Raw genomic sequence first — 24259 nt, forward strand, 5'->3', positions numbered from 1 at the left:
TCGCACCGCATACCGCCACGCCCCTGCGGCGCGACCCCCTCTATGGTGCAACGTGCCCCGGCGACACGGAACGCGGGTCGAATCCGAAGGGCAGCTCCAGCCGGTGGGCCGCCATCAGTTCCTGGTCACCGAGCAGACTCCCGGTCGGGCCGTCGGCCGCGATGACGCCCTGGCTGAGGATCACCGCGCGCGAGCAGAGTTCGAGCGCGTACGGCAGATCGTGCGTGACCATGAGCACGGTGATGTCCAGCGAGCGCAGGATGTCCGCCAGTTCACGCCGGGACGCCGGGTCGAGATTGGACGAGGGCTCGTCGAGGACCAGGATCTCCGGATGCATCGCCAGTACGGTCGCGACGGCCACCCGGCGCCGCTGCCCGAAGGAGAGATGGTGCGGCGGCCGGTCCGCGTACTCCGACATCCCGACCTGGCCGAGCGCGGTGACGACGCGCGCGTCCAGCTCGGACCCGCGCAGCCCGGCGGCGGCCGGGCCGAACGCCACGTCCTCCCGTACCGTCGGCATGAAGAGCTGGTCGTCCGGGTCCTGGAAGACGATGCCGACCCGGCGCCGGATCTCGCCCAGATTCCGCTTGGCGACCGGCAGCCCGGCGACCGCGACGGTGCCGGCCCCGGCGGTGAGGATCCCGTTGAGGTGGAGGACGAGGGTGGTCTTTCCGGCGCCGTTGGGCCCGAGCAGCGCCACCCGCTCGCCGCGCCCGACGGTCAGATCGACACCGAAGAGGGCCTGATGCCCGTCCGGATAGGCGTACGCGAGCCCGCTGACCTCAAGGGACGGCGGCGGCGCCGGTTCTGCGGGAGAAACGGAGGATACGGTCATAGGGTCCAGCCAAGCAGACACACCGCGAGCGCCGACAGCGGGAGGGCCGCCGCACGCGTCCACTGCGCCCGGGACGCGGTCACCTCGTCGATGACCGGCATGGTGCCCGCGTACCCCCGGCTCACCATCGCCAGATGGACCCGCTCGCCCCGCTCGTACGAACGGATGAAGAGCGCGCCCGCCGACTTGGCGAGGACGCCCCAGTGCCGTACGCCCCGCGCCTCGAAGCCGCGCGAGCGCCGGGCGATCGACATCCGGCGCATCTCGTCGGTGATGACATCGCCGTACCGGATCATGAAGGACGCGATCTGTACGAGCAGGGACGGCAGCCGCAGCCGCTGGAGGCCGAGCAGCAGCGAGCGCAGTTCGGTGGTGGAGGCGAGAATCACCGACGCGCAGACCCCCAGCGTCCCCTTGGCCAGCACGTTCCAGGCGCCCCAGAGTCCGGGCACGCTCAACGACAGCCCCAGGTACCGGACCTGGTGGCCCGGCACCACGAACGGCATCAGCAGCGCGAAGGCCACGAACGGGATCTCGATCAGCAGCCGGCGCAGCAGGAACCCGACGGGGATCCGGGCCACCGCCGCGACCGCCGCGAGCAGCACTCCGTACAGCGCGAAGGACCAGACCGCCTCGCGCGGGGTGGAGACCACCACGATGACGAAGCAGAAGACCGCGGCGAGCTTGCAGTGCGGGGGCAGTTCATGGACGGGCGAGTGCCCGTGCCGGTAGAGCTTGTGGGCATGGCCCGCGCCCATGTCAGGCGTTCCCCGCCGGTACGGTGCCGGTGCCGGCACCGGCGGCGGTACGGCGGCGGCGTACCGTCCAGAAGATCCCGCTGCCCACGGCCACCGTCGCGCCGACCCCGATCACCCCGGCGAGACCGCCCGAGATCCGGGCGTCTGAGATGTCCTTGACCCCGTAGTCGGCGAGCGGGGAGTCGGCCGTGGCGTGCTCCTCGGTCTGCTTGTCGATGCCGTGGTCCGCGGCGACCTTCTCCAGGCCGTCGGGGCTGCCGGAGGCGTAGAAGGAGACGAAACCGGCCAGCACGAGGGCGGTGACCAGGCCGGTGGCCCAGAGCGTACGGGGCGAGGCGCCCGAGCGGGCGGCCACCGGGGCCGGGGCGGCGGGCGCCGCGTCGACCAGCTCCCCGCCCACCCGCAGCTTCAGCGGCGCGGACAGCCCGCGCGCGCCGTACACCAGGTCGGGCCGTACGGCGATGACCGCGCCGACCGTCAGCGCGGTGATCGCGGCCTCGCCGATCCCGATGAGCACATGGACGCCGACCATCGCGGTCAGCACCTTGCCGAGCGGTACGTCCGTCGTCCCGCCGACGGCGTAGAGGGCGGTGAAGGCGAGGGCCGCGGCCGGTACGGACACCAGCGCGGCGGCGAAGGAGGCGATGGTCACCGAGCGGCGGGTGCGGGGCAGCACCTTGACCAGGCCGCGGAAGAGCGCGTACGCGACGACGGTGGTCACCACGGCCATGTCCGTGATGTTCACGCCGAGCGCGGTGAGCCCGCCGTCCGCGAAGAGGATGCCCTGCATCAGCAGGACGACGGAGATACAGAGGACGCCGGTATAGGGGCCGACGAGTATCGCCGCCAGCGCTCCGCCCAGCAGATGGCCGCTCGTCCCGGCCGCCACGGGAAAGTTGAGCATCTGTACGGCGAAGATGAAGGCGGCGACCAGTCCGGCGAGCGGCGCGGTGCGCTCGTCCAGTTCACGGCGGGCGCCACGCAGACTGACGGCCACGGCGCCCGCGGCGACGACACCGGTGGCGGCGGAGACGGGGACATCGATGAATCCATCAGGTACATGCATGGACGTGATATTAGGCACCTGTTGCAAACAGTTCGCAAGAGCAGGTTGTACGCGAGTTGCCGCGACAGTGCTCACCGCATGAGGCGACGGTAAAACTGCGGATTAATTCAGAGTGTTTGTACAATTAAGTACTAAATGTCCTGCGCGCAGCACGGGCAGTCGAACAGCATGAGCCGCAGAGGAGCCAGCCGATGTCACCCGTCGTCGAGCAGCCCGCCAAATGCCGTCTCATCACGGACGCCCCCCACTCCAAAGCCGTCTCCGTCACCCTCCGCTATGACGGTGCCGATCCGCTCGCCATGCGCATCGTCTTCCCCGCCGCGGTCTCCCTCGACGGCCGGGAGGTGGTGTGGGCCTTCGCGCGCGATCTCCTCGACCAGGGGCTGCGGATGCCCTCCGGCACCGGTGACGTACAGGTGTGGCCCTGCGGCCGGGCCCAGACCATTCTCGAATTCCACTCGCCGGAGGGGGTGGCGATGGTGCAGTTCGACTCCATGCCGCTGCGCCGGTTCCTGAAGAGTTCGTACGCGATGGTCCCGGCGGGCGAGGAGCGGCACGACGTCCAGGTGGAGAACGAACTGGGCAGGCTCCTCCACCGGACCTGAGCCCCCGCCCGGTGACCGGCGCGCACCCCCGCGCCCGGACACCGGCGCGCACCCCGCGGCCGACTGCGGCGCGCACAGCACGGCGGCCCGGTCGCACACCTCTGGGAGGTGTGCGACCGGGCCGCGTGCACCGCTCCGGCTCCCGTCCCCACGGCTGCCGGTGCGTACCGGGTCCGCGCGCCGCTCACGCGTCGGTCCCGGCGTCTTGAGGTGAGGCGTGTTCTCCAGCGCCCCAGGAGAACCGTGCCTCAGGCCGGGCCCTGCCCCAGCCGTCGGATTACCGGCTCAGACACCCACCAGTTCGCGCTCCGGCTCCGGGCCGCCCTCCGGCGCCGGCTCCAGCCGCTTGCGCAGCGCCTCGCCCTCCACATCCACGTTGGGCAGCAGCCGGTCCAGCCAGCGCGGCAGCCACCAGGCCTTCCTGCCGAGCAGCGCGAGCACCGCGGGCACGATCGCCATCCGCACCACGAAGGCGTCGAAGAAGACGGCGATCGCCAGTCCGAAGCCGATCATCTTGATCATCGCCTCGCTGGAGCCGATGAAGCCCGCGAAGACCGCGATCATGATCACCGCCGCGGCCGAGACGACCCGCGCCCCGTGCCGGAAGCCGGTGACGACCGCCTCGCCGGGCCGCTCCCCGTGGACGTACGCCTCGCGCATCCGCGTGACCAGGAACACCTCGTAGTCCATCGCCAGGCCGAACACCACACCCACCATGAAGATCGGCATCATCGACATCACCGGCCCGGTCTGCTCGACCCCGAACAGGCTCCCCAGCCAGCCCCACTGGAAGACCGCGACCACCGCGCCGAGCGCCGCGACGACGGAGAGCAGGAAGCCGAGGGCCGCCTTCAGCGGTACGAGTACGGACCGGAAGACCAGCATCAGCAGCAGGAAGGCCAGCCCGACGACCAGCGCCAGATACGGGACCAGCGCCGCGTTCATCTTCTCCGAGAAGTCGATGTTCATCGCCGTGGCACCGGTGACCAGGACGTCGGCACCGTTGTCCGCCTTGATCTCGCCACCGGTGTCGCGGATGGAGTGGACCAGGTTCTCGGTGTCGACCGAGGACGGGCGGTCCTCGGGGATCACCGTGATGGTCGCGGTGTCGCCCGCCTTGTTGACCGTGGACGGGGTGACGGCGGCCACGCCGTCCATCTTCCGTACGGTGTCCGCGACCTCGGTGGCCGCGGCCTTGGCATTGTCATTGGCCTTGCCGTCCACCACGACCATCAGCGGCCCGTTGAAGCCGGGGCCGAAGCCGTCGGACAGCAGGTCGTACGCCTTGCGCTGGGTGGTGCTCACCGGCTGCGACCCGTCGTCGGGCAGGCCCAGCTCCAGCGACGCGGCGGGAACGGCGATCGCTCCCAGCCCCACGACCGCCGTGACCAGGACGGCGACCGGCCGGCGCAGTACGAACCGCGCCCAGCGGGTGCCCATGTTGGCCTTGTGGTGGTGCGTACCGTTCTCCAGCGCGGTACGGGCCTTGCGGCCGTGCACCCGCTTGCCCGCGAAACCGAGCAGCGCCGGGATGAGGGTGAGCGCGATGAGGACGGCGATCACGACCGTACCGGCGGCGGCGAAGCCCATCTTGGTGAGCATCGGGATATTGACCACGGCCAGACCGACCAGCGCGACGACGACCGTCAGCCCGGCGAAGACCACCGCGGACCCGGCGGTGCCGACCGCCCGCCCTGCGGCTTCCTCCCGTTCCCGTCCCTCGGTCAGCTCGGCCCGGTAGCGGGACACGATGAACAGCGCGTAGTCGATACCGACCGCGAGGCCGATCATCATCGCCAGGGTGGAGGTGGTGGAGCCCAGGTCCAGGACATTGGCGAGCGCGGTGATCGTGGAGATCCCGACGCCGACCCCGATCAGCGCGGTGAGCAGCGGAAGCCCGGCCGCGATCAGCGATCCGAAGGTGATCACGAGCACCACCGCGGCGACGGCCACCCCGATGATCTCGGTGGCCCCGGTCTCCGGCGCGGCCTGGAGCGCGTCACCGCCGATCTCCACCGACAGCCCCTGCGCCCGCGCGTCCGCGCCCGTCTCTTCGAGCGCGCTGCGGGTCTCGTCGGTCAGCTCCATCCCGCTGACCTTGTACGCGACCGAGACATAGGCCGTCGTGCCGTCCTTGGAGACGGCGTTGGCGGTGTACGGGTCGGACACCGAGGAGACCTGCGGCGAGCCCGCGGACAGCTCGTCCACGACCGAGCGGACCTCGGCCTTGTTGGCGGCGTCGGTCATCTTCTCGCCCGCGGGCGCCTTGAAGACGACCCGGGCGGTCGCGCCATCGGCGCTGGCTCCCGGGAAGCGCTGTTCAAGCAGGTCGAAGGCCTTCTGGGCCTCCGTTCCCGGAATGGAGAAGGAACTGGCCGCGGGGGCGGACGCGGAGGCCGCGCCGACCCCGGCGAGCGCCAGCAGGGCCACCCACAGCAGGGCGACGAATCGGCGGCGCCGGAAGGCGAGCCTTCCGATCTTGTAGAGGAACGTGGCCACGAGGGCGTACTCCCGGTCTGTCGACGGAAAGGGCATGGGGAGCCGGCCCGACGGCGAGAGAGCGGCACGCGTCAGGTACAGGGGTACTGCTGGGGAGAGTCCCGCCTGGGCGGAGGGGACTGGGGACTGCGGGGGGTGGTCAGACGCCGAGCGCGGGGAGGACCACGGCGTCGAAATAGGAGGCGAGGAAAGCGCGGTCGACCAACCGGTCCTCGATCAACTGGCGGGCCACGAAGGCGCCGACCAGCATATGCATGATGTATGGCAGCGCCGGATTGTCCGCGGCCACTTCGCCGCGGTCCACCGCACGCTGGAGCAGTTCCTGGAGCCCCCGCATCTCGGGCTCGATCAGCAGCTCGTGGAACGCCTGGTAGAGGTCGGGATTGTCATGGACCGCGTGCATCAGACCCCGCATCAGCGCGGAGTCCTTCTCCACCCGGCAGTCGTCGGTGCGGCCCACGATCGCGTGGAAGTCGCCGCGCAGCGAGCCGGTGTCGATCTGGTCGGTGTGGACGGGCTTGTTGTACCGCATCGCCCGGACGACCAGCTCGGGCTTGCTCCCCCACTGGCGGTAGAGGGTCGCCTTGCTGGACCGGGTGCGGGCGGCGATGGCGTCCATGGTGAGGGCGTCATAGCCGACCTCGCGCAGCAGATCGAGCACGGCACCGTACAGCTCGGCCTCGCGCTCCGGCGTGAGCCTGCTGCGTGCCATGCCAACCTCCGAACGAAACGGTTTCGTACAGTACGAAGATAACCCGGCCATCAAGCGAAACGCTCTCGTTTCGCTTGTGGCTTGCACCACACCTCTCCAGTGGCCGCATAACACCTGTCAGAGGCGCTTCGCGCTCAAAAAGGGCAGCATTGGGGGGTGAGTGACGACGTCGCGTATCTACGCTTCCCGCACCTCCACGACGATTTGCTGTGCTTCGCCGCCGAGGACGACCTCTGGGTCGCACCCCTCGTGCCGGCCGGGCACCGGCCCGAACGCGCCTGGCGGCTGACCGTCGACCGGACCAGAGTCGGTCATCCCCGCTTCTCGCCCGACGGCCGCCACATCGCCTACACGACCTGGCGCAGCCTCGATCCCGAGATCCATCTCGCCCCGGTGGACGGCGGCCCGGCCCGCCGGCTGACCTACTGGGGCGCCACCGACACCCGCGTCTGCGGCTGGACACCCCCCGCCCCGGGCACCGGCGGCGAGCCCCAGATCCTCGCGGTCTCCTCGCACGGCCAGCCGTTCTCCTACTTCGCCTGGGCCTACAGCCTGCCCACCGACGGCTCCCCCGGGGGCGCGCTGCCCTGGGGCCCGGTCAACGACATCGCCGTCGTGGACACCGGCGGCGAGCACCGTACGCTCCTGCTCACCGGCAAGCCCCCGCACGAGCCGGCCGCCTGGAAGCGCTACCGCGGCGGGGCCATGGGACGGCTCTGGCTGCACGGCAAGCGGCTGCTCCCGGACCTCGGGGGCCATCTCGACTGCCCGATGTTCGTCGGCGGACGCATCGCGTTCCTCTCCGACCACGAGGGCATCGGCAATCTGTACTCCTGCCTCCCCGACGGCACCGGCCTGCTGCGCCACACCGACCACGACGCCTTCTACGCCCGCCACGCCTCCTCCGACGGCCACCGGGTCGTCTACCAGTGCGCGGGCGAACTCTGGCTGGTCGACGACCTCACCGCCGGCTCGGTGCCGCGCCGGCTGGACGTACGGCTCGGCGGACAGCGCGCGGGACGGCGCCCGTACCAGGTCCCCGCCGCCAGCCATGTCAACGGGATCTCCGTGGACACCACCGGCCGGGCGAGCGCCGTGTCCGTACGCGGCAGCCTGTACTGGCTCACGCACCGCGACGGCCCGGCCCGTACGATCGCCGACACCCATGGCGTACGGGTACGGCTCCCCGAGATGCTCGGCAGCGGCGGCAAGGTCGCGTACATCACCGACGCGGACGGCGAGGACGCCATAGAGATCGCGTATCTGCCGCGCGCGAGCGGCGACCGGGAGCCGCTCCGGCTGGCGTCGGGCCGGCTCGGCCGGGTCCGGGAGATGGTCGCCGACCCGGAGGGCGAGCGGATAGCGATCGCCTCGCACGACGGCAGGCTGCTGCTGGTCGACGTGCCGGAGGACATGGACGACATACCGGAGGAGCCCGCCGAGCCGGCGGCACGTCCCGGGACGGCCGGGTCCGCGGACGGGGCTCCGGGCGAGACCGCCAGGGACACTCCCGCCACCGTCACCGAGCTGATCCACTCCGTCAACGGCCCCGTCGCCGACCTCGCCTTCTCCCCCGACGGCGGCTGGCTCACCTGGTCCCATCCCGGTATCGGCCGCTCCCTGCGCCAGATCAAGCTCGCCAAGATCTCCGGCAGCTTCGCCCGTACGGTCGTCGATGTCACCAACGGCCGCTTCGAGGACGAGAATCCGGTCTTCACCAGCGACGGCCGCTATCTCGCCTTCCTGTCCTGGCGCGGCTTCGACCCGGTGTACGACGTGCACACCGGCGACCTCTCCTTCCCGCTGGGCTGCCGCCCCTATCTCGTACCGCTGTCCTCCGCGACCCCGTCGCCCTTCGCGCTGTCGCCGGACGGCCGGCCCGCGGCGGGCGGGCTCGATCCGGTGGACATCGAGCCGGAGGAGGCAGCCGCGCAGCCGGGCGCCGGGGGCGGCACGGTCACGGTCGAGGTCGAAGGCCTGGCCGACCGGGTCACCCCCTTCCCCGTCACCGCGTCCAAGTACTCGGCGCTGCACCCGGTCAGCGGCGGCGGTCTGGTCTGGCTGCGCTGGCCGATCTCCGGCGCGCTCGGCGAGACCTTCGCCAACCCCGCGGACATGTCGGGCCGCCCCACCCTCGAACACTTCGACATCGCGAAGGCCCGTAAGAGCGAACTCGTGGGCCATCTGGACTGGTTCGCCGTCAGCGGCGACGGCAGCAGGCTGGTGGTCGTGGACGACGGCGAGCTGCGCGCCGTGCCCGCCACCGAGCCCGGTGACGGCGACTCGACGGTCCTGCTCGATCTGCGCCGCATACTGCACGACGTCGATCCGGGCGCCGAGTGGCGCCAGGCCTTCGAGGAGGCGGGGCGGCTGATCCGCGCGTACTTCTGGGAGCCGCGGATGTGCGGCATCGACTGGGACGGGATCCTCGCCCAATACCGTCCGCTGGTCGAACGGGTCGCCTCCCCCGACGAGTTCGCGGACCTGCTCCGCGAGGTCCTCGGCGAGCTGGGCACCTCCCATGCCTATGTCACCCCCGCCCGCCGCAACGAGGGCCCGCCGCACTACCAGCGCCCGATCGGCCTGCTCGGCGCCAATCTGGTCCCCCGGGACGGCGCCTGGATGATCAAACGGATCCTGCCGGGCGACTCCTCGGACTCCAAGGCCCGCTCCCCGCTGGCCGGTACGGGGATCCGGGCGGGCGCGGTCCTCACCCATGTCGACGGCCGGCCCGTCGACCCGGTGGCGGGTCCCTATCCGCTGCTGGCCGCCGCCGGGGGCACCACGGTCGAGCTGACCTTCAGACCCGCCGGGCGCGACAGCGCTCCCCGCCGGGTCGCGGTCGTCCCGCTGATCGACGAACGCCCGCTGCGCTACCAGGACTGGGTGGCCAAACGCCGTGAGGTGGTACGGGAGATCAGCGGCGGCAAGTGCGGCTATCTGCACATCCCCGACATGGGCGGCTCCGGCTGGGCGCAGTTCAACCGCGATCTGCGTCTGGAGGTCTCACGTCCCGCGCTGATCGTGGACGTACGGGGCAACGCGGGCGGCCATATCAGTGAGCTGGTCGTGGAGAAGCTGACCCGCAGGATCATCGGCTGGGACCTGACGCGTGACGCCCAGCCCGTCTCGTACGCCTCCAACGCCCCGCGCGGCCCGGTGGTCGCGCTCGCCGACGAGGCGACCTCCTCCGACGGCGACATGATCACCGCGGCCTTCCGGCTGCTCGGTCTGGGCCCGGTGGTGGGCCAGCGGACCTGGGGCGGGGTGGTCGGCATCACCGGCCGCCACCGCCTCGGCGACGGTACGGTCATCACGGTGCCGATGAACGCGGCCTGGTTCGACGCGTACGGCTGGTCCATAGAGAACCACGGTGTCGAGCCGGACATCGAGGCCCTGCGCACCCCCCTCGACTGGGCTGAGGGGCGGCACGCCCAGCTCGACGACGCGGTGTGGGTGGCGCTGGATCTGCTGGCGGGGCATCCGGCGTCGACACCGCCGGGGTACGAGGCCGTCCCCGACCTGCGCCGCCCGAAACTCCCCCCGCGCACCACCGGCTAGCCGCCGGTACTGTCGCCGTCTCCGAGCGGCACGGCCCGCGGGCGGACAAGGGCGGACAAAAGGCGCACCCGGCGAACCGGGTGCGCCTCCTGTCAGGCCCTCAAGCGCTTCGATCAGGCGTCGAAGTGGTCGTCGAACTCGTCACGCGCGTCCTGCGCCTTGCGCGCCCCGGGGTCGCGGCCCTCCTGCGCACGGTCATTGGCCTGCGGGGAACGCTGGCCCTGCTGCCCGTGCTGGCCCGGCTGGCCGTGCTGGCGGTTCTGCTGACCCTGGTTGCCCTGGCCCTGCTGGCCCTGCTGGCCCTGACGGTTCTGCTGCCCGCGCTGCGACTGCTCGTCGCGCTGGTTGTCGCCCATCTGAGACTTCGCCCGGTCGCCGAGCTCTTGCGCCTTGTCCTTGAACTGGTCGGAAATACCCATGGAATTTCACTCCTGGAAGAGGTGGGGGGTGGGGCCTCGACCAGACTTACACGCCCCGACATTCCGCGCATTTCGATCAGTTACGCTGTGTGCGCTCCCGCTCGTCCGCGGCCCCGCCCGCTCCCACAAGTCCCTTGGGCACGCCCGCCATACGGGGTTCCAGACGCCGAATCTCACGCGTCCCGGCCATGGCGACAAGCCCCGGCAGACAGCCCCGCACCGGCCGTATCGCGCGCAGCCATCCTTGCGCGTACACCTGCGCGGAGCGCCGCTCGATCCCCGCGACGATCCGTTCCGCCGCGGGACCGGGCGCATGGGTGCGGTTCGCCGGCCAGGGCAGCCGTCCGCGCAGCTCCCGCATCACCTCGTCCCGGTCGGCGCCGCGCACCATGTCCGTGTCCGTCCAGGACAGATAGCCGACACCGACCCGCACACCCTGGTGCGCGACCTCGGCGCGCAAGCTGTGCGCGAAGGCCTCGGCGCCCGACTTCGACGCGCAGTACGCGGTCATCATCGGCGCGGGGACGAGCGCGGCCAGCGACGCGATCTGGAGGAAGTAGCCGCCGCTCTCCACGAGCGCCGGCAGGAACGCCCGCGCCGTGACCGCGCCGCCGGTCAGATTGACCTCGACGACCCGCCGCCACACCTCCGGATCCGAGTCGGCGAACGGCCCGCCGGACGCGACGCCCGCGTTGGCGACGACGATGTCCACCGCGCCGAAACGCTCCTCGACCTCCGCCGCCACCCTGGTCATCGCCGTGTGGTCGGTGACATCCGCGTACCAGTGCGCGCGGTCGGATTGCAGCCGGGCGGCAACGCGCCTCAGCTCTTCCTCCTCCAGACCGACGAGCGCCACCCTGGCGCCGCGTGCCGAGAGCTTGCGGGCCAGGAGTTCACCGACACCGCGCGCCGCGCCCGTGACGACCGCGACCTGTCCGTCGAGCGCCACGCGCCGCTTGGGAAAGCCCCTCATACGGCACCCTCCTTCGCGTCCTTCGCGCCCTCTGTGCTCCTGCCGCTCAGGTGGGTGCACACCAGCTCGCGAATGCCGGCCGTGACGGTGTCCGGGGCCTCCACCGGGGTCATATGGCCGATGCCGCGGAGTTCGGTCAGCCCGGCGCAGTCGGGCAGCGCGGCGGCCAGCGCCCGTGCCTGGACGGGCGGGGTCAGCCGGTCGGCCGTCCCCACGAGCACGGCGGCGGGCACCGTCAACTCCCGTACCTCCGCGTCGAGATCGAGCCCGCCGAGCACATGCGACCAGGCCACCCGGGAGCACCGGGGGCAGGCGTGCACGATCCGCGCGCACCGGGCGACCCGCTCCGGCGCGGCTCCCCGGCCCATCGTCCCGTAGCGCAGGATCCGTCGGGACAGCGGTGTGACCGGGCCGAGCGGGGCGCGGGCGCCGAGCACGAGCCGGGTGAGACGGGTCCGTACCCGCCCGGCGCGCATCGGCACCACGCGTGCCTCGGCCACCAGCCGCGAACTGCCCGTACTGCACAGCAGAACGGCCGCCGCGTGCTCCCGGAAGGCAGGCCTGCGCGCGGCGGCCATCAGCGCCATCCCGCCCATCGAATGCCCGGCGAGTACGGCCTTCTCGCCCGGTTCCAGCGTGGCGGCGAGCACCGCTTCCAGATCGTCTGCGAGCGCCTCGGTCGAGTACCCGCCTTGGCCCCGGCCCGGCAACGGCGAACGGCCGTGCCCGCGCTGGTCGTAGGCGATCACCCGGTGGTCCGCGGCCAGGTCCTCGATCTGGTCCGCCCAGAAGCCGATACGGCAGGTCCAGCCGTGGGCCAGGACGACCGCGGGCCGGCCGGCGCGGCCGTACACCTCGGTGTGGATAGGGGATCCGTCGGCGGAGACGGCGGTCAGCTCACGCCGTTCACCGCCCCTCAGCAGCCCGCTCACCGGACCGTCTCCCGCTCGCCCGCCGCCGACCGCACACCCTCGCGGGGCCCCGCGGCGCGGATCACCTCGTACTCCGAGAGATCGACGCGGCGCGTGGCCCGGCGGAACTCGGCTGTCGTACCGGGCCAGATGGTGGTGTTGCGGCCGTTCGCGTCCAGATACCAGCTCGTGCAGCCGCCGGTGTTCCACACGGTCCGCTTCATCCGCTCCTGCACCCGGTGGTTCCAGGTACGGACGGCGGCGGGCCGCGGCGCGAGTGCCACGCGCCCGCCGAAGGCGTCCAGGCCGTCCAACTGCCGCAGGAAGTCCGCCATGTAGTTGAGCTGGGACTCGATCATCAGGATCATCGAGGAGTTCCCGAGACCGGTGTTGGGGCCGATGATCGTCATCCAGTTGGGAAAGCCGGCCGCGGTCGCGCCGCGCAGCGACTCCATACCGTTCCGCCAGGTCTCGGCGAGGGTGATCCCCTCCGCGCCGACGACCCGTTCGGCGATCGGCATGTCCGTCACATGGAAGCCGGTCCCGAAGACGACCGCGTCCGCCTCGCACTCCGTACCGTCCGCCGCGACCAGCGTGGAGCCCCGCACCTCCGCGAGACCCGAGGCCACCACATCGACATTGGGCTGCGCCAGCGCCGGATAGTACGAGCTGGAGAGCAGGATCCGCTTGCACCCGATGCGGTACGAAGGTGTCAACGCGGCCCGCAGCGCGGGGTCTTCGATGACCCTGGCGATATTGGCCTTGGCGAGCGACTCGACGAGCCCGAGTTCGTCGGGCCGTTTGGTGAACGCCTGGACCTGCAACTCCCTTATGCCCCAGAGCAGTTTGCGCCGGACGGCCGCGGTGAAGGGCAGCGCCCTGTGCAGTCTGCGCTCGGCCGCGGATATCGCGCGGTCGGCGCGCGGCATCACCCAGGGCGGGGTCCGCTGGAACAGCGTCAGCCTGCGCACATCGGGCTGGATCGCGGGGACGATCTGGATCGCGGAGGCACCGGTGCCGATCACCGCGACGCGTTTGCCGCGCAGTTCGTAGTCGTGGTCCCAGCGCGCCGAGTGGAAGACCTTCCCGGGGAATCCGTCGAGCCCGGGGATGTCGGGGATCCGGGGATCGGAGAGCGGCCCGGCCGCGGAGATCACCACGTCGGCGGTGAAGGTGCCCCGCGAGGTCTCCAGCTCCCAGTACAGGGCGTCCGGGTCCCAGCGCATCAGCCGGACCTCGTGGTGGGTCCGCAGATGCGGCCGCAGTCCGAAGGCGTCCGTGATCCGTTCCAGATAGGCCCTTATGTGCCGCTGCCCCGAAAAGACGCGCGGCCAGTCGGGGTTGGGCGCGAAGGAGAACGAGTAGAGATGCGACGGCACATCGCAGGCGCACCCGGGATAGCTGTTGTCCCGCCAGGTCCCGCCGACCGAACCGGCCCGCTCCAGGACGACGAAGTCGGTCATCCCCTCTCTGCGCAGCCGTATCGCCGCCCCCAGGCCGCCGAATCCGGATCCGACCACCGCCACGCGCACGTGCTGGCCCATACCGCCTCCTGACGCCGGAACATCACGAACCACGCCAGCGATCACTGGCGCAATCCGGAGCGTAGAGCAGCTCCGTACTCATGGTTAGGGGGCGGGCCAAAACACGTTACCGGGGGTACGACATAAGCTGCCCGGCATGGAGTACCGCATGGAGGAGCTGGCACGCGAGGCGGGCATCACGGTCCGCACCGTGCGCTTCTACCGCGAGCGCGGGCTGATACAGCCGCCCCGCCGCGAGGGCAGGATCGCGTGGTACGACGACCACCATCTCGCCCGGCTCCGTACGATCGCGGCCCTGCTGGAGCGCGGCCACACCCTGAACGGCATCGCCGACCTCGCCACCGCCTTCGAGAGCGGGCGCGATGTCGGCGAAGTGCTCGGCCTCGGCATACCGACCGAGGAGACCCCGGTCCGGCTCTCCCCCGAGGAACTGGCGGACCACTTCGAGGGCGAGGCCACCGCGGAGAATCTGGCCGCCGCTCTCTCACTCGGCTATCTGGCCACGGACGGCGACGACATCGTCCACATCAGCCGCCGGCTGCTCGACGCCTCGGCGGCCCTGGTCCGCGCGGGAGTTCCCCTCGCCACCGTCCTGGAGACCGCCCGCCGGGTCCGTATCCACGCGGAGGCCCTGGCGGATCTCTTCGCCACGGTCCTCGCCGCCCACGTCACCACCCCGGACACCGCCGGACTCCGCCCGCTGGCCAAGGGCGTCGTGGAGGCGGAGCTGTCGATGGCACTGGACCGCCGGCTGCGCGAGCCCGCGCCGAACGACGCCTGACAGCGCCGCCGGAATCCGGCTGCCGGGACTTGTGCGAGCCGCGGGGCTCAGCTCTCGTACACCACCGTCACCGGCGCGTGGTCGCTCCACCGCTCCTCGTGCGCCGCCGCCCGCTCGACCCACCCCTTGACCGCGCGCCCGGCCAGACCGGGGGTCGCGACATGCAGATCGATGCGCCAGCCGGTGTCGTTGTCGAAGGCGCGGCCCCGGTAGGACCACCACGAGTACGGCCCCTCCTGGTCCGGGTGCAGGGCGCGCATCACATCCGTATAGCCGGTCTCGTCGTAGAGCCGGGTCAGCCAGGCGCGCTCCTCGGGCAGGAACCCGGAGGACTTCCGGTTGGCGCGCCAGTTCCTGAGATCGGCCTCCTGGTGCGCGATGTTCCAGTCGCCGCAGACCAGCACCTCACGCCCGTCGGCCGCCGCGCTCTTCCTCAGCCGCTCCAGATACGGCAGGAACGCGTCCATGAAACGGACCTTCTCGTCCTGCCGCTCCGTGCCCACCTCGCCGGACGGCAGATAGAGGCTGGCCACCGTGACCCCGGGCAGCTCGATCTCGGCGTACCGCCCGCTCGTGTCGAACTCGGTGCCGCCGGTTTCCGTGCCGCCGAAGCCGATCCGGGTACGGTCGGGCTCGCGGCGCGAGAGAAGCGTGACACCGGCACGGCCCTTGGCGGCAGCCGGGGCGTGCAGCACGTACCAGCCCTCGGGCGCCCGCACGGACTCGGGAAGCTGCTCCGGCTCGGCCCGTACCTCCTGGAGGCAGACCACATCGGCGGGGGTCTCCGCCAGCCACTCCACGAACCCCTTCTTGGCGGCGGCGCGGAGGCCATTCACATTCACGGTCGTCACAGTGAGCACCCAGGCACCCTACCGACCCAAAAACGGAGGCCCGGTCCGGCGTACTGCCGGACCGGGCCTCCGAGAGGGGCGTCAGCGGTTGTTGACACCGTTCCCGGACAGGACCGGGATGTCGTCCAGGATGTGCGACAGCGGCTCGTCGCCCTTCGCCTGGGTCGAGTTCTCCACACACTGCTGGTTCTGCGGCGACGACAGGACATTGATGTCCTGGACCGTGACGGGGATGGCGCCGATGAGGGAGCCCAGATTGGCCTTGAGCGGCAGCCCGACGCACGGCTTGTTCAGCGAGCCCTGGACCAGGCCGAGCTGCGGGCTCATGTCGCCCTTGGTGGAGGAGTTTCCGAAGGCCTGCTCGGCACCGTTGCCGCTGAACGACGTGGTGCCATGGTCGTCGCCGATCGCCAGGGCCGGCGACACGGCCGCGGCGGACGCCCCGACGATCGTGGCCGCTACCGCGGCGGTTGCCCACAGCTTCTTCATGTAAATGCCTTTCCGGAAAGTCGGACCCCACCGGTGGAGTCCGATTGCTCAACCCGCCGATCGACGGAATAGTTGCGGCCGTTCCCTCGAACGGCGTATCGCATTAACAGCGAAAAAGACCGGACCGCCGCGGGATTTCAGCGACGGTCCGGCCGGCCGACTGATTTCTCAGTGGTTGCCCGTGCCATTGCCGGACAGGATCGGGATGTTGTCCAGAATGTGCGACAGCGGCTCATCACCCTTCGCCTGGGTGGAGTTCTCGACACACTGCTGGTTCTGCGGGGAGGACAGGACATTGATGTCCTGGACCGAGACCGGGATGAGGCCGATGAGAGAGCCGGCGTTCAGCTTGGCGGGCAGACCGATGCAGGGCTTGTTGAGCGAGCCCTGGATGAGCGCCATCTGCGGGCTCATGTGGCCGTACGTCGCCGAGTTGCCGTAGGCCTGCCAGGCGCCGTTGCCGCTGAACGACTCGGTGCCTGTGTCGTTGCCGACGGCCAGTGCCTGCGGAGCGGCGGCGGCCGAGAAGCCGACGGCCGAGGCGGCGACGGCCGCACCGGCCATGACCTTCTTGATCATCACGATGAGTCCCCTTCTGACGGATGCCCCAAGACTGCGGAGCCCCCTGAGCAACTTCCCACCGTGTGTTTGGTTCTGGCGCTTCACCCCAATGGTCTATTACCGGTGATCAACTAGCCGATCGGGTGAAGCAGCGGAACCAAACCGCCGACATGCGGTTGTCCAAGTCGCCCCACCTGCATTTCCTGAGAAAAGGAACCCATCGTGATCAAGAAGATTATGGCCGGCGCCGCCGTCGCCGCCTCCGTGGTCGGCATGTCGGCTGCGGCGGCGCCCACGGCGCTCGCCATCGGCGACGACCACGGCACCACGTCGTTCAGCGGCAACGGCGCGAAGCAGGCCTTCGGAAACTCCTCCACCAAGGGCGACATGAGCCCGCAGCTCGAACTGGTCCAGGGCTCGCTCAACAAGCTCTGCCTCGGGGTGCCCGTCAAGGTCAACGCCGGCTCTCTCATCGGCCTCATCCCCGTCACGGTCCAGGACGTCAACGTCCTGTCGTCGCCGCAGAACCAGCAGTGTGTGGAGAACTCCACCCAGGCCAAGGGCGACGAGCCGCTGTCGCACATCCTGGACGACATCCCGGTCCTGTCCCGTACGGACCCCCGCCGGGCAGAAACGAATAATCCCCGGAATCCCTTCGCGCGGCATTCGAGTGAACCGGCGAAGCCATAAAACAGGGCAGTTTCCTTGCCGCGCGCCTCATCGTTGGAGTTCCAGCAGCGGACGTAAGGGCTGAGAAGTCGATGCCCCCGTGCCACGACAGTCGTACGGATGAATTCGCCGCTGCGGAAAGGGCTCACGATGAAGTGCAAGAAGGCCGCAACCATCGTCGCAGGTCTGCTCATGACGATGGGCGCCGCCGCCCCGGCCATGGCCGACTCCGAGGCCGAAGCGGCCGCGGTCGGCTCCCCGGGCGTCCTCTCGGGCAACGCCATCCAGGTGCCCATCCACGTTCCGATCAACCTGTGCGGCAACACCGTCGACATCCTCGCTCTGCTGAACCCGGCCTTCGGCAACGCCTGCGTCAACGCCGGCTGACGCTTCCCGTCCGGTCCCGGAGCATGGGGGTTCCCCTGCTCCGGGACCGGTCTCAGTCAGTCCCGAAGTCAGAGCAGGAGGAGAAGAGAGAAATGCGAGACCGCATCAGCAAGGGGCTGCTCACCGCCGCGGCGGCGTCGGGTGTGCTGGCCATCGGCGGTGGCTATGCCATCGCGGTGGAGAGCGAAGGGGTGGCCGCCGGATCGCCGGGAGTGCTGTCGGGCAACAGTGTTCAGGTACCCGTCCAGGTGCCTGTCAACGTCTGCGGTAACACCGCGGATGTCGTCGGGGCGGGCAATCCCGCTTTCGGCAACGCCTGTGCCAACGCGTCGGGCGCCGCGAGACACGCGGCCCCGCACGGGGCCCCCGGGCACGGCGACGACCGTACGCCGCCGGGCGCCCACGCACCGGGCCACGCCCCCGCACGGGAATCCCACGAGGCGCAGGGTCCGCACGGCCAGTCCGGTCCGGGCGCCTCGCACGGTCTGCACGGCTCGCACGGCTCGTACGGCAAGCCCTCCGGCTCCAGTGCCAGTGCCATCGCGAAGGGGTCGCCGGGCGTCGGCTCGGGCAATGTCCTTCAGGCGCCCCTCGACATCCCGCTGAACGCCTGCGGCAACTCGGCCAATCTGGTCGGTGTCCTCAACCCGGCCTTCGGCAACGGCTGCGCCAACAACCCGCCGCAGGCGGCCCACGGGGGCCCGGAGATCCCGGGCTCCCATGAGGGCCCCGGCCCCCACGAGGGTCCTGGCGAGCACGAAGGCCCCGAGGTCGAGGTGCCGCCGCTGAACCCCGGGACTCCCGGCACTCCCGACTCCCCGGGAACACCCGGGACGCCCGAGGCCTCCACGCCCCCCGACGGCCGAACCGCGGTGCCCGACGGACCCGGCGTGAGCCGGACGACCCCGGACTCGGCCGCCCCCGCCGGGCACCCGGCCGCAGGCGCCTCCTCCGGCACCGACATGCTCGCGTCCACCGGCAGCGGCACCAACCTGTTCGCCATGGCAGCGATCAGCGCGGGCCTGCTGCTCGGAGGCGGGATCCTCTACCGGCGCGGCACCGCCGCCCGACGCTGACCCAGGAAGCAACCCTCCGGCCGGGAGAATCACGGGGATTCTCCCGGCCGAGGCGTTTCCAAAGGGAATTGACGGCCTGAATTGACGGCCGTAACTGACACCTCGCCAGAAAGGCTCAGGAGAGGCGCGATTTACCGGCTGTCGTCGGTTCCGGCGAGCGGTCCGCCCCGGACGCCTGCCGCTGCCGGACCGTACCGAGCGATCCGCCCACCGGGCCGCCGACCGCTCCCCCGACCGCTCCGCCCCGGGCCCCGAGCCGCCGCCGTACGCCCGCCACCAGCCGCTCCGCCGTGTAGGCCGCTCCGTACACGAACCGCATCGACGGGCCGAACGACGGCGCGCTCAGCAGCCCGGCCAGAAACAGCCCCGGATGCGAGGACTCGAAGACCGGGCTCGCCTCGGGCGCGCTGCTGGGACGGACCGTGGTGAGGGTGGCCCGCAGGCCGGAGTCGAGCACACCGAGCCGTTCGAGCCCCGGGGTGAATCCGGTGGCCGCGATCACATGGTCCGTCTCGACGACCCGTACCCGGCCCGCGGTGGAGACCAGTTCGAGCCGTACGCGCCCGCCGTCCACCGGGTCCGCGTTCGCCACGCTCTCGCCGAGACCCGTCTCCACCACGGACTCGAAGCGCTCCCGCAGCCACCACGCGCCCGCCGGGCCGAGTGCCGAGGTGAAGACGCGCGCCCGGGTCGCGGCGGGCAGCCGGCGGAAGAGGCCGGGCGACTCCGCGTACAGCCAGTTCTTCCAGCCGCAGCCCAGTCCGGTGTGCGGCTGACGGACCGTCTCCCTGAGGGGGCGGCGCAGGGGCGGCGGCAGGGTGTTCCAGTTCAACTGTCCCGACCGGGCCACCACCCTGACGGAAGTGCCCTGTTCGGCGAGGAGCGCCGCGGTCTCCAGGGCCGCCTGGCCCGCGCCGATGACGGTCACGTCCCGCCCCTTGAAGCGTGCGAGATCCGCGTGGTGACTGCTGTGCGAGACCTGCTCGGGGGTCAGCGCGAGCAGCGGCCCGGGGATGTCGATGAACGGCATCACGCCGACCGCGAGCGCCACCGTACGGGCGAGGACGTTCTCGCCGTCCTCGGTGGAGAGCCGGAATCCGCCGGGGCAGGGCCGTACGGCCGTGATCATCCGCTCGTCGACCGGCGGAGCCGCGTGCTTCGCGAACCAGAGTCCGTACGAGGCGAAGAAGCCGACCGGCAGCGGAGTGCCGTGCCGGACCTCCACCCCCTGTGTCGCCGCGTAGTCGGCGAGTCCGAAGGTGCCCACCGGGTCGGAGAGATTCGACGCCCAGGGTTCGGATTTGAGGAACATGCCGGGCGGCATATGGTCCCGCCAGGAGGCCATCGGCCTGCCGAACACCCGCAGATCGAGTCCGGCCGCCGCGGCGTGCGCGGCGATGGCGATGGAGAGTCCATAGGGGCCTGCGCCCACCACTGCCAGGTCGTGCATCATGTGTCCCGCTCTCTGTGCCGGGGTCGGTAGCCGGGGTCGGCCGGAGTGGTCTGTGTCGGAGTGGTCAGTCGGTTCGGTCGGCCGGGCCGGTCGGCCGGTCTGCCGAAAGCGATGTGCCGGGCCGGTCCGACGGTCGGTCGGTCCGTCGTGGGACTCGGCGGGTACGGTCCGCCGCGCCGCGTCCGCGGATCATCCGGACCGGTGCGGGACCGGGGCGCCGGGGGCGGTGCCGTCCGGGCTGCGCCCGCGCGGCGCGCGGATCACCGGGCTCGTCCGCGGCAGGACCGGCTCGCGCCGCCCCGGCTCGCCCGTGCGCCCGCCGCCCGTTCCGCGCCCGAGCGCCCGCTCCAGGCCGCGCCCGAGCCCGCGCTGTCCCCGCCGTACCGCGTGCAGTCCCCAGGCGACGGCCATGGCGTACGCGGGCGAGGGATCGTCCGGCGCGAACCACGCCGTCTCCACGGACCCCGTCCTGCGGGTTCCGTCCGCGCGGCCGGAGGGCAGGGCGGTGAGCGCGGACAGCAGCGCGTAGTTCTCCACCATGAACGTCCTGCCGTGCGCGGCGGTCTGCGCCGGGACGGGCCTGCCGGTCAGGTCGAGATGGAGCGCCCGTACGACATCGGTGCCCGCCCGGTCCGTGAAGAGCCGGAACTGCGCGCCGGGCCGGGGGTTGAAGTCCAGCAGGTGGTAGGCGCCGGTCGTGGTGTGACGGCGGAAGTCGAGATCGAGGATCCCCCGGTAGCCGAGTGCCGCGACCATCTGACGGGCTGTCCGCTCGACCGCGGGATTGGGCAGCCAGGTGCCCACCGCGGTCAGCCCAGCCCCGGCCGGCCAGGACCGCTCCTTGCGGCCCGCGGCCCCGACCAGGCACTCGCCGCCGTCCCCGCTGTATCCGTGGAAGAACCAGTCGAGGCCCCGGCCGTGCGGCAGGAACTCCTGGAGCAGCAGCCGGCTGCCCGCCTCGGCGCTCCGCCCGTACAGTTCGGCGGCCTCGCGCGCGGAGCGTACGAGCTGGGTGCTGCGCAGCCCGCCCGCCTCCGGAAGCAGCCACGGTCTGCTCCACTTCGCCACCACGGGCAGCCCCAGCGTCCGCGCGGCCGTCGCCGCCTCCGCCGCGCAGCCGGGAATCACCGTCCGCGGATGGGGAATCCCGAGATCCCCGCAGATCCCCACCAGTTCCGCCTTGTCCGCGACCCGTTCGGGGAGTCCTGACGGCTGCTCAGGCAGCAGATAACGGCCAGTCAGACAGGCCTGCGACTGTCCCACGGCGATCGCGCTCAGATCGTCCATGGGAATGAGCACGGCCGGGGTGCGGAGCCGGTCCGAGACATCGAGCAGCAGTCGCTGAATCTCCGCCAGATCCCGGCAGCCGTCCGGCCGTGGATGCGTATGGCGCAGATAGCGGGAGTGCCCCACGGGGCCACGCGCCGCCTCCACCACCGCGTGCACCTCGATCCCGGCCCGGCCGAGGGACCGGACGGCACCCAGCGTCCCGTGGTGGAACGGGTTCTGGTCGAGCCTCAGCAGTACGGCGGGAACGCGGGTGTCCAAGCTCGCCACGGTGGTGTGTCCTTCAATTCGATGGCCCAATGCGATGGCCCAAGCGGGGGATGAAACGCACGGACGGACTACTGGAGTGCCAGACCGGGTTCCCATTCGGCTTATTAGAAATACTTTTGAGCGAGCGTGACCATCCGTGGCCGCGGAAGTGGTTCCGACTCGCAAGGAGCGTATATATGTTCCAACGACCCCGTCGCAGAAGGCTGACGGTCACGTGCCTGGGTGTGGTCACGGCCGCCCTCCTTTCCTCGGGTGCGGCACCGGCCGATCCTGACGGAGCGCCAGTTCCGGACCGTACGTCGGACGCACGCAGACCGCCGCGGGCACCCTCGCCCGCGATGGGCGCCTATCTCGACTACGGCCCCAAGGGAATCGAGCGCATTCCCGCCCTCGAGACCTGGCTCGGCGGTGCGGATGTCCGCGTCGGGCACACCTATCTCCCGGGGGACTTGTGGTCCAACATCGAGGGCGCCCCGGACTTCCTGGAGCACTGGGCCGAGTGGCGAAAGGCCCGGGACGACCGACTGTTCGTACTCAACGTTCCCATGCTGGAGCGCAACGAGGACCACATCCGGGACTCGGTCGTCCGCCGTGAGCTGTACAAAGGCGCGGCAGGCCGGTACGACGAGCACTTCAGCACCCTGGCGCGACGGCTGGTCGGTCTCGGTGTGCCCGATACGGTGATCGTGCTGGGCTGGGAGATGAACGGAGCCACGTACACGCATCGCTGCGGGCCCGCCCCGGCGGCGTGGAAAATGTACTGGCACCGCATTGTCACCGCCATGCGCGCCGTTCCGGGCCAGAAATTCCGTTTCGATTTCGCACCCAACCGCGGCCGCGACGCCATTCCCTGGACCGCGTGTTACCCGGGTGACGATGTCGTCGACATCATCGGCATGGATTCGTACGACCAGCCGCCGGGCCGGACGTTCCGGGAACAGGTCGAAGAACCCTACGGACTCCAGGACCATGTGGACTTCGCCGCCGCGCATGGAAAGGTGATCTCCTATCCGGAGTGGGGTCTCTTCCGCAATGGTGACAACCCCGAATACATGCGGGGAATGCTCCAGTGGATCGACACGTACAAGCCGCTCTACAACACCGTCACCGACTACTGTCCGCACGGCGTATGGCAGTGCGACCAGAATCCCGAATCGTCGAAGGTGTACCGGTCCATGCTCTACGGCCGCGTGCCGGAACAGGCGCCGACACCCGCGCCGACACCCAGTCCGGCGCCCACGCCCACTCCGACGCCGACCCCGGCGCCCACGCCGGTACCGACACAGCCTCCGGCACCCACGCCCGGCCGGCCCGCCTGCACACCGATGGATCTCGGCCCGTGGATCGAGAAATGGCTCGGCGGGAAGGTCTGCCTTCCCCTTGAGTGGTGGCGGCGGCTGGGCTCCTGAAGCACGGCCGTCTCATGCCTTTCGCAGCCGCTTGACCAGCGCGGGGCGGCCCGTCCCCGGGCCGCCGCGCCCCCGGTCAGCAGCCACAGCGACGGCTCCAGATACGCCCGGCACAGCAGATAGCGCCGATTGTGGACGGTCTGCGGGCGCCAGTGGTGCTTGTACGGCTCGTTGCCGCGCAGCATGCTCAGCGCGGTGCGCCCGCTCCCGCTGATCCGGCGCGCCCCGCTCCGCAGCAGCATCGTCGCCACATCGGCCTTCTTGGCGCGCAGCACCGGATCGGCCCCGTACAGATAGCCGCCCGCGAGCTGCCCCGACATCAGGGTCAGATCGGCGGCCACCACCTCCCCGCCGAGCAGGAACTCGGTGACCCGCGCGTCCCCGCGGCCGGCCATCGCGCCGACCGCGCGGGTGAGATGGTCCGCGAACCGGGCGGAGAGATGCTCGGGGGTGACCCCGCGGCCCTGCCACTGGCGCCGGTGCAGTTCCAGCAGCCGCGCGACCGCGACGGGGATCTCGCCCTCCGGCACCACCCGCTCCTCGATCCCGAGCGAGTCCAGCTTGCGCAGCTTCGCTCGGAAGCGCTGGGCGCGTGACGAGGCGAGCCTGCCGAGCAGTTCGTCCATGGGGACGGCGGGAAGTTCCAGACAGAGCGAGTCGGCGAGCTGCCTGCGCGGGCCGTTCCAGCAGGAGTAGAGCCGCTCGGCCGCGGCTCCCGGCCGTACCTCGCGCAGATCGATCACCGCCGTACGCGCGACGCCTCTGAGGGCCCTGGCCAGCGCGGACGCGGCGGCGTCGGGGCAGCCGTCGTCGAGCAGGACGTCGGAGAAGTCGGAGATGGTCCCGCCGAGCGGTACGAGGACCGGGACCGGGCGGTGGACCAGCATCAGCGGCGCCGCCGCGACGAGCTGCCCCGCCCGGCGTACGAGCACGATCCGCAGCCGTCCCCGTGTGCCGTACGACTGCCACCAGGAGTGCAGCCAGGCGTGGCTCTGGAAGGGGGTGGCGGTACGGGACCGGCGGTGCAGCTCCTGCCAGGCGGGCCCCAGCGCGCCGAAGCGGCCGATGTCCCGGCACAGCTCGGTGGTGAAGACCGAGCCGGAGACGGACGAGGCGGCGGGCGCGGAGGGGGAGGTGGAAATC

20 protein-coding genes and 2 pseudogenes are annotated in these 24259 nt (G+C 71.0%); 7 read left to right on the forward strand and 15 right to left on the reverse strand.

Annotation, left to right across the window (positions count from 1 at the left end; all coding sequences use genetic code 11):
* Positions 1–40: 40 nt before the first annotated feature.
* Genes WH07_RS01740 through WH07_RS01750 form a run of 3 tightly spaced genes read right to left on the reverse strand, consistent with a single transcriptional unit; the run spans position 41 to position 2659 of the window.
* Positions 41–835, reverse strand: coding sequence for an energy-coupling factor ABC transporter ATP-binding protein (locus WH07_RS01740; protein ID WP_046494467.1), 795 nt, complete (start codon positions 833–835; stop codon positions 41–43).
* Complete coding sequence (cbiQ, locus tag WH07_RS01745; RefSeq protein WP_046494468.1) at positions 832–1593, reverse strand: cobalt ECF transporter T component CbiQ; 762 nt, start codon at positions 1591–1593, stop codon at positions 832–834. Before cbiQ ends, WH07_RS01740 begins: the two co-directional genes overlap by 4 nt.
* Position 1594: 1 nt before the next feature.
* Positions 1595–2659 carry an energy-coupling factor ABC transporter permease gene (locus WH07_RS01750; RefSeq protein ID WP_046494469.1) on the reverse strand — a complete coding sequence of 355 codons (1065 nt, stop codon included), beginning with the start codon at positions 2657–2659 and terminating at the stop codon, positions 1595–1597.
* 191 nt (positions 2660–2850) lie between these two features.
* Between WH07_RS01750 and ssgD the strand changes: the two genes are divergently transcribed.
* Positions 2851–3264: a spore wall synthesis regulator SsgD gene (gene ssgD / locus WH07_RS01755; RefSeq protein ID WP_046494470.1), complete on the forward strand. Its 414-nt coding sequence runs from the start codon at positions 2851–2853 to the stop codon at positions 3262–3264.
* Between the two features lie 285 nt (positions 3265–3549).
* On the opposite strand, the gene WH07_RS01760 is transcribed toward ssgD, so the two are convergent.
* Positions 3550–5763, reverse strand: a complete 2214-nt coding sequence (locus tag WH07_RS01760; RefSeq protein WP_046494471.1) for an MMPL family transporter — start codon at positions 5761–5763, stop codon at positions 3550–3552.
* Between the two features lie 139 nt (positions 5764–5902).
* Positions 5903–6475 carry a TetR/AcrR family transcriptional regulator gene (locus tag WH07_RS01765; RefSeq protein ID WP_046494472.1) on the reverse strand — a complete coding sequence of 191 codons (573 nt, stop codon included), beginning with the start codon at positions 6473–6475 and terminating at the stop codon, positions 5903–5905.
* Positions 6476–6631: 156 nt separating this feature from the next.
* Between WH07_RS01765 and WH07_RS01770 the strand changes: the two genes are divergently transcribed.
* Positions 6632–10036 (forward strand): S41 family peptidase, encoded by a 3405-nt coding sequence (locus WH07_RS01770; RefSeq protein WP_046494473.1) that lies wholly within the window; start codon positions 6632–6634, stop codon positions 10034–10036.
* Positions 10037–10149: 113 nt separating this feature from the next.
* Here WH07_RS01770 and WH07_RS39470 read toward each other — a convergent pair whose 3' ends face one another.
* The 4 genes from WH07_RS39470 to WH07_RS01790 all read right to left on the reverse strand — a co-directional run bounded on the left by WH07_RS39470 (position 10150) and on the right by WH07_RS01790 (position 13883).
* Positions 10150–10455 (reverse strand): hypothetical protein, encoded by a 306-nt coding sequence (locus WH07_RS39470; RefSeq protein WP_046494474.1) that lies wholly within the window; start codon positions 10453–10455, stop codon positions 10150–10152.
* Positions 10456–10531: 76 nt separating this feature from the next.
* Entirely contained in the window at positions 10532–11428 is an 897-nt protein-coding gene (locus tag WH07_RS01780; protein WP_046494475.1) for an SDR family oxidoreductase, read from the reverse strand.
* The gene (locus tag WH07_RS01785) at positions 11425–12360 is read right to left on the reverse strand and encodes an alpha/beta fold hydrolase (protein WP_046494476.1); all 936 of its coding nucleotides are present in this window, start codon (positions 12358–12360) and stop codon (positions 11425–11427) included. The genes WH07_RS01780 and WH07_RS01785 overlap by 4 nt, the downstream gene beginning before the upstream one ends.
* Positions 12357–13883: a flavin-containing monooxygenase gene (locus tag WH07_RS01790; protein WP_046494477.1), complete on the reverse strand. Its 1527-nt coding sequence runs from the start codon at positions 13881–13883 to the stop codon at positions 12357–12359. Before WH07_RS01790 ends, WH07_RS01785 begins: the two co-directional genes overlap by 4 nt.
* Before the next feature lie 148 nt (positions 13884–14031).
* On the opposite strand from WH07_RS01790, the gene WH07_RS01795 reads away from it, so the two are divergent.
* A complete protein-coding gene (locus WH07_RS01795) occupies positions 14032–14664 on the forward strand; it encodes a MerR family transcriptional regulator (protein WP_046494478.1) in 633 nt (210 codons plus the stop codon).
* Between the two features lie 47 nt (positions 14665–14711).
* Here the strand turns inward: WH07_RS01795 and WH07_RS01800 are convergent, their stop codons facing one another.
* The 3 genes from WH07_RS01800 to WH07_RS01810 form a co-directional block, all read right to left on the reverse strand.
* Positions 14712–15524 (reverse strand): exodeoxyribonuclease III, encoded by an 813-nt coding sequence (locus WH07_RS01800; protein ID WP_046494479.1) that lies wholly within the window; start codon positions 15522–15524, stop codon positions 14712–14714.
* Between the two features lie 72 nt (positions 15525–15596).
* On the reverse strand, positions 15597–16004 hold the full coding sequence (locus WH07_RS01805) for a rodlin (protein WP_046494480.1): 408 nt from the start codon (positions 16002–16004) through the stop codon (positions 15597–15599).
* 168 nt (positions 16005–16172) lie between these two features.
* The gene (locus tag WH07_RS01810) at positions 16173–16583 is read right to left on the reverse strand and encodes a rodlin (RefSeq protein ID WP_046494481.1); all 411 of its coding nucleotides are present in this window, start codon (positions 16581–16583) and stop codon (positions 16173–16175) included.
* A gap of 207 nt (positions 16584–16790) precedes the next feature.
* On the opposite strand from WH07_RS01810, the pseudogene WH07_RS01815 reads away from it, so the two are divergent.
* The 3 genes and pseudogenes from WH07_RS01815 to WH07_RS01825 form a co-directional block, all read left to right on the forward strand.
* Positions 16791–17174, forward strand: a pseudogene (locus WH07_RS01815) (rodlin); the annotation flags it as partial.
* Positions 17175–17384: 210 nt separating this feature from the next.
* Positions 17385–17621: a chaplin gene (locus tag WH07_RS01820; protein WP_046494482.1), complete on the forward strand. Its 237-nt coding sequence runs from the start codon at positions 17385–17387 to the stop codon at positions 17619–17621.
* A 92-nt stretch (positions 17622–17713) separates the two neighbouring features.
* A complete protein-coding gene (locus WH07_RS01825) occupies positions 17714–18697 on the forward strand; it encodes a chaplin family protein (RefSeq protein ID WP_046494483.1) in 984 nt (327 codons plus the stop codon).
* Positions 18698–18812: 115 nt separating this feature from the next.
* On the opposite strand, the gene WH07_RS01830 is transcribed toward WH07_RS01825, so the two are convergent.
* Both WH07_RS01830 and WH07_RS01835 read right to left on the reverse strand, forming a co-directional pair.
* Entirely contained in the window at positions 18813–20147 is a 1335-nt protein-coding gene (locus tag WH07_RS01830) for an NAD(P)-binding domain-containing protein (protein ID WP_079022872.1), read from the reverse strand.
* Positions 20148–20339: 192 nt separating this feature from the next.
* Positions 20340–21707, reverse strand: coding sequence for a carboxylate--amine ligase (locus WH07_RS01835; RefSeq protein ID WP_063775723.1), 1368 nt, complete (start codon positions 21705–21707; stop codon positions 20340–20342).
* Between the two features lie 176 nt (positions 21708–21883).
* On the opposite strand from WH07_RS01835, the gene WH07_RS36945 reads away from it, so the two are divergent.
* A complete protein-coding gene (locus tag WH07_RS36945; RefSeq protein WP_079022871.1) occupies positions 21884–23116 on the forward strand; it encodes a glycoside hydrolase family 26 protein in 1233 nt (410 codons plus the stop codon).
* A gap of 215 nt (positions 23117–23331) precedes the next feature.
* Here the strand turns inward: WH07_RS36945 and WH07_RS01845 are convergent.
* Positions 23332–24003: pseudogene (locus tag WH07_RS01845) on the reverse strand (GNAT family N-acetyltransferase); the annotation flags it as partial.
* Positions 24004–24259 lie beyond the last annotated feature (256 nt).

The sequence above is a fragment of the Streptomyces odonnellii genome (assembly GCF_000981895.1).
In the GTDB taxonomy this organism is placed as follows: Bacteria; Actinomycetota; Actinomycetes; order Streptomycetales; family Streptomycetaceae; genus Streptomyces; species Streptomyces odonnellii.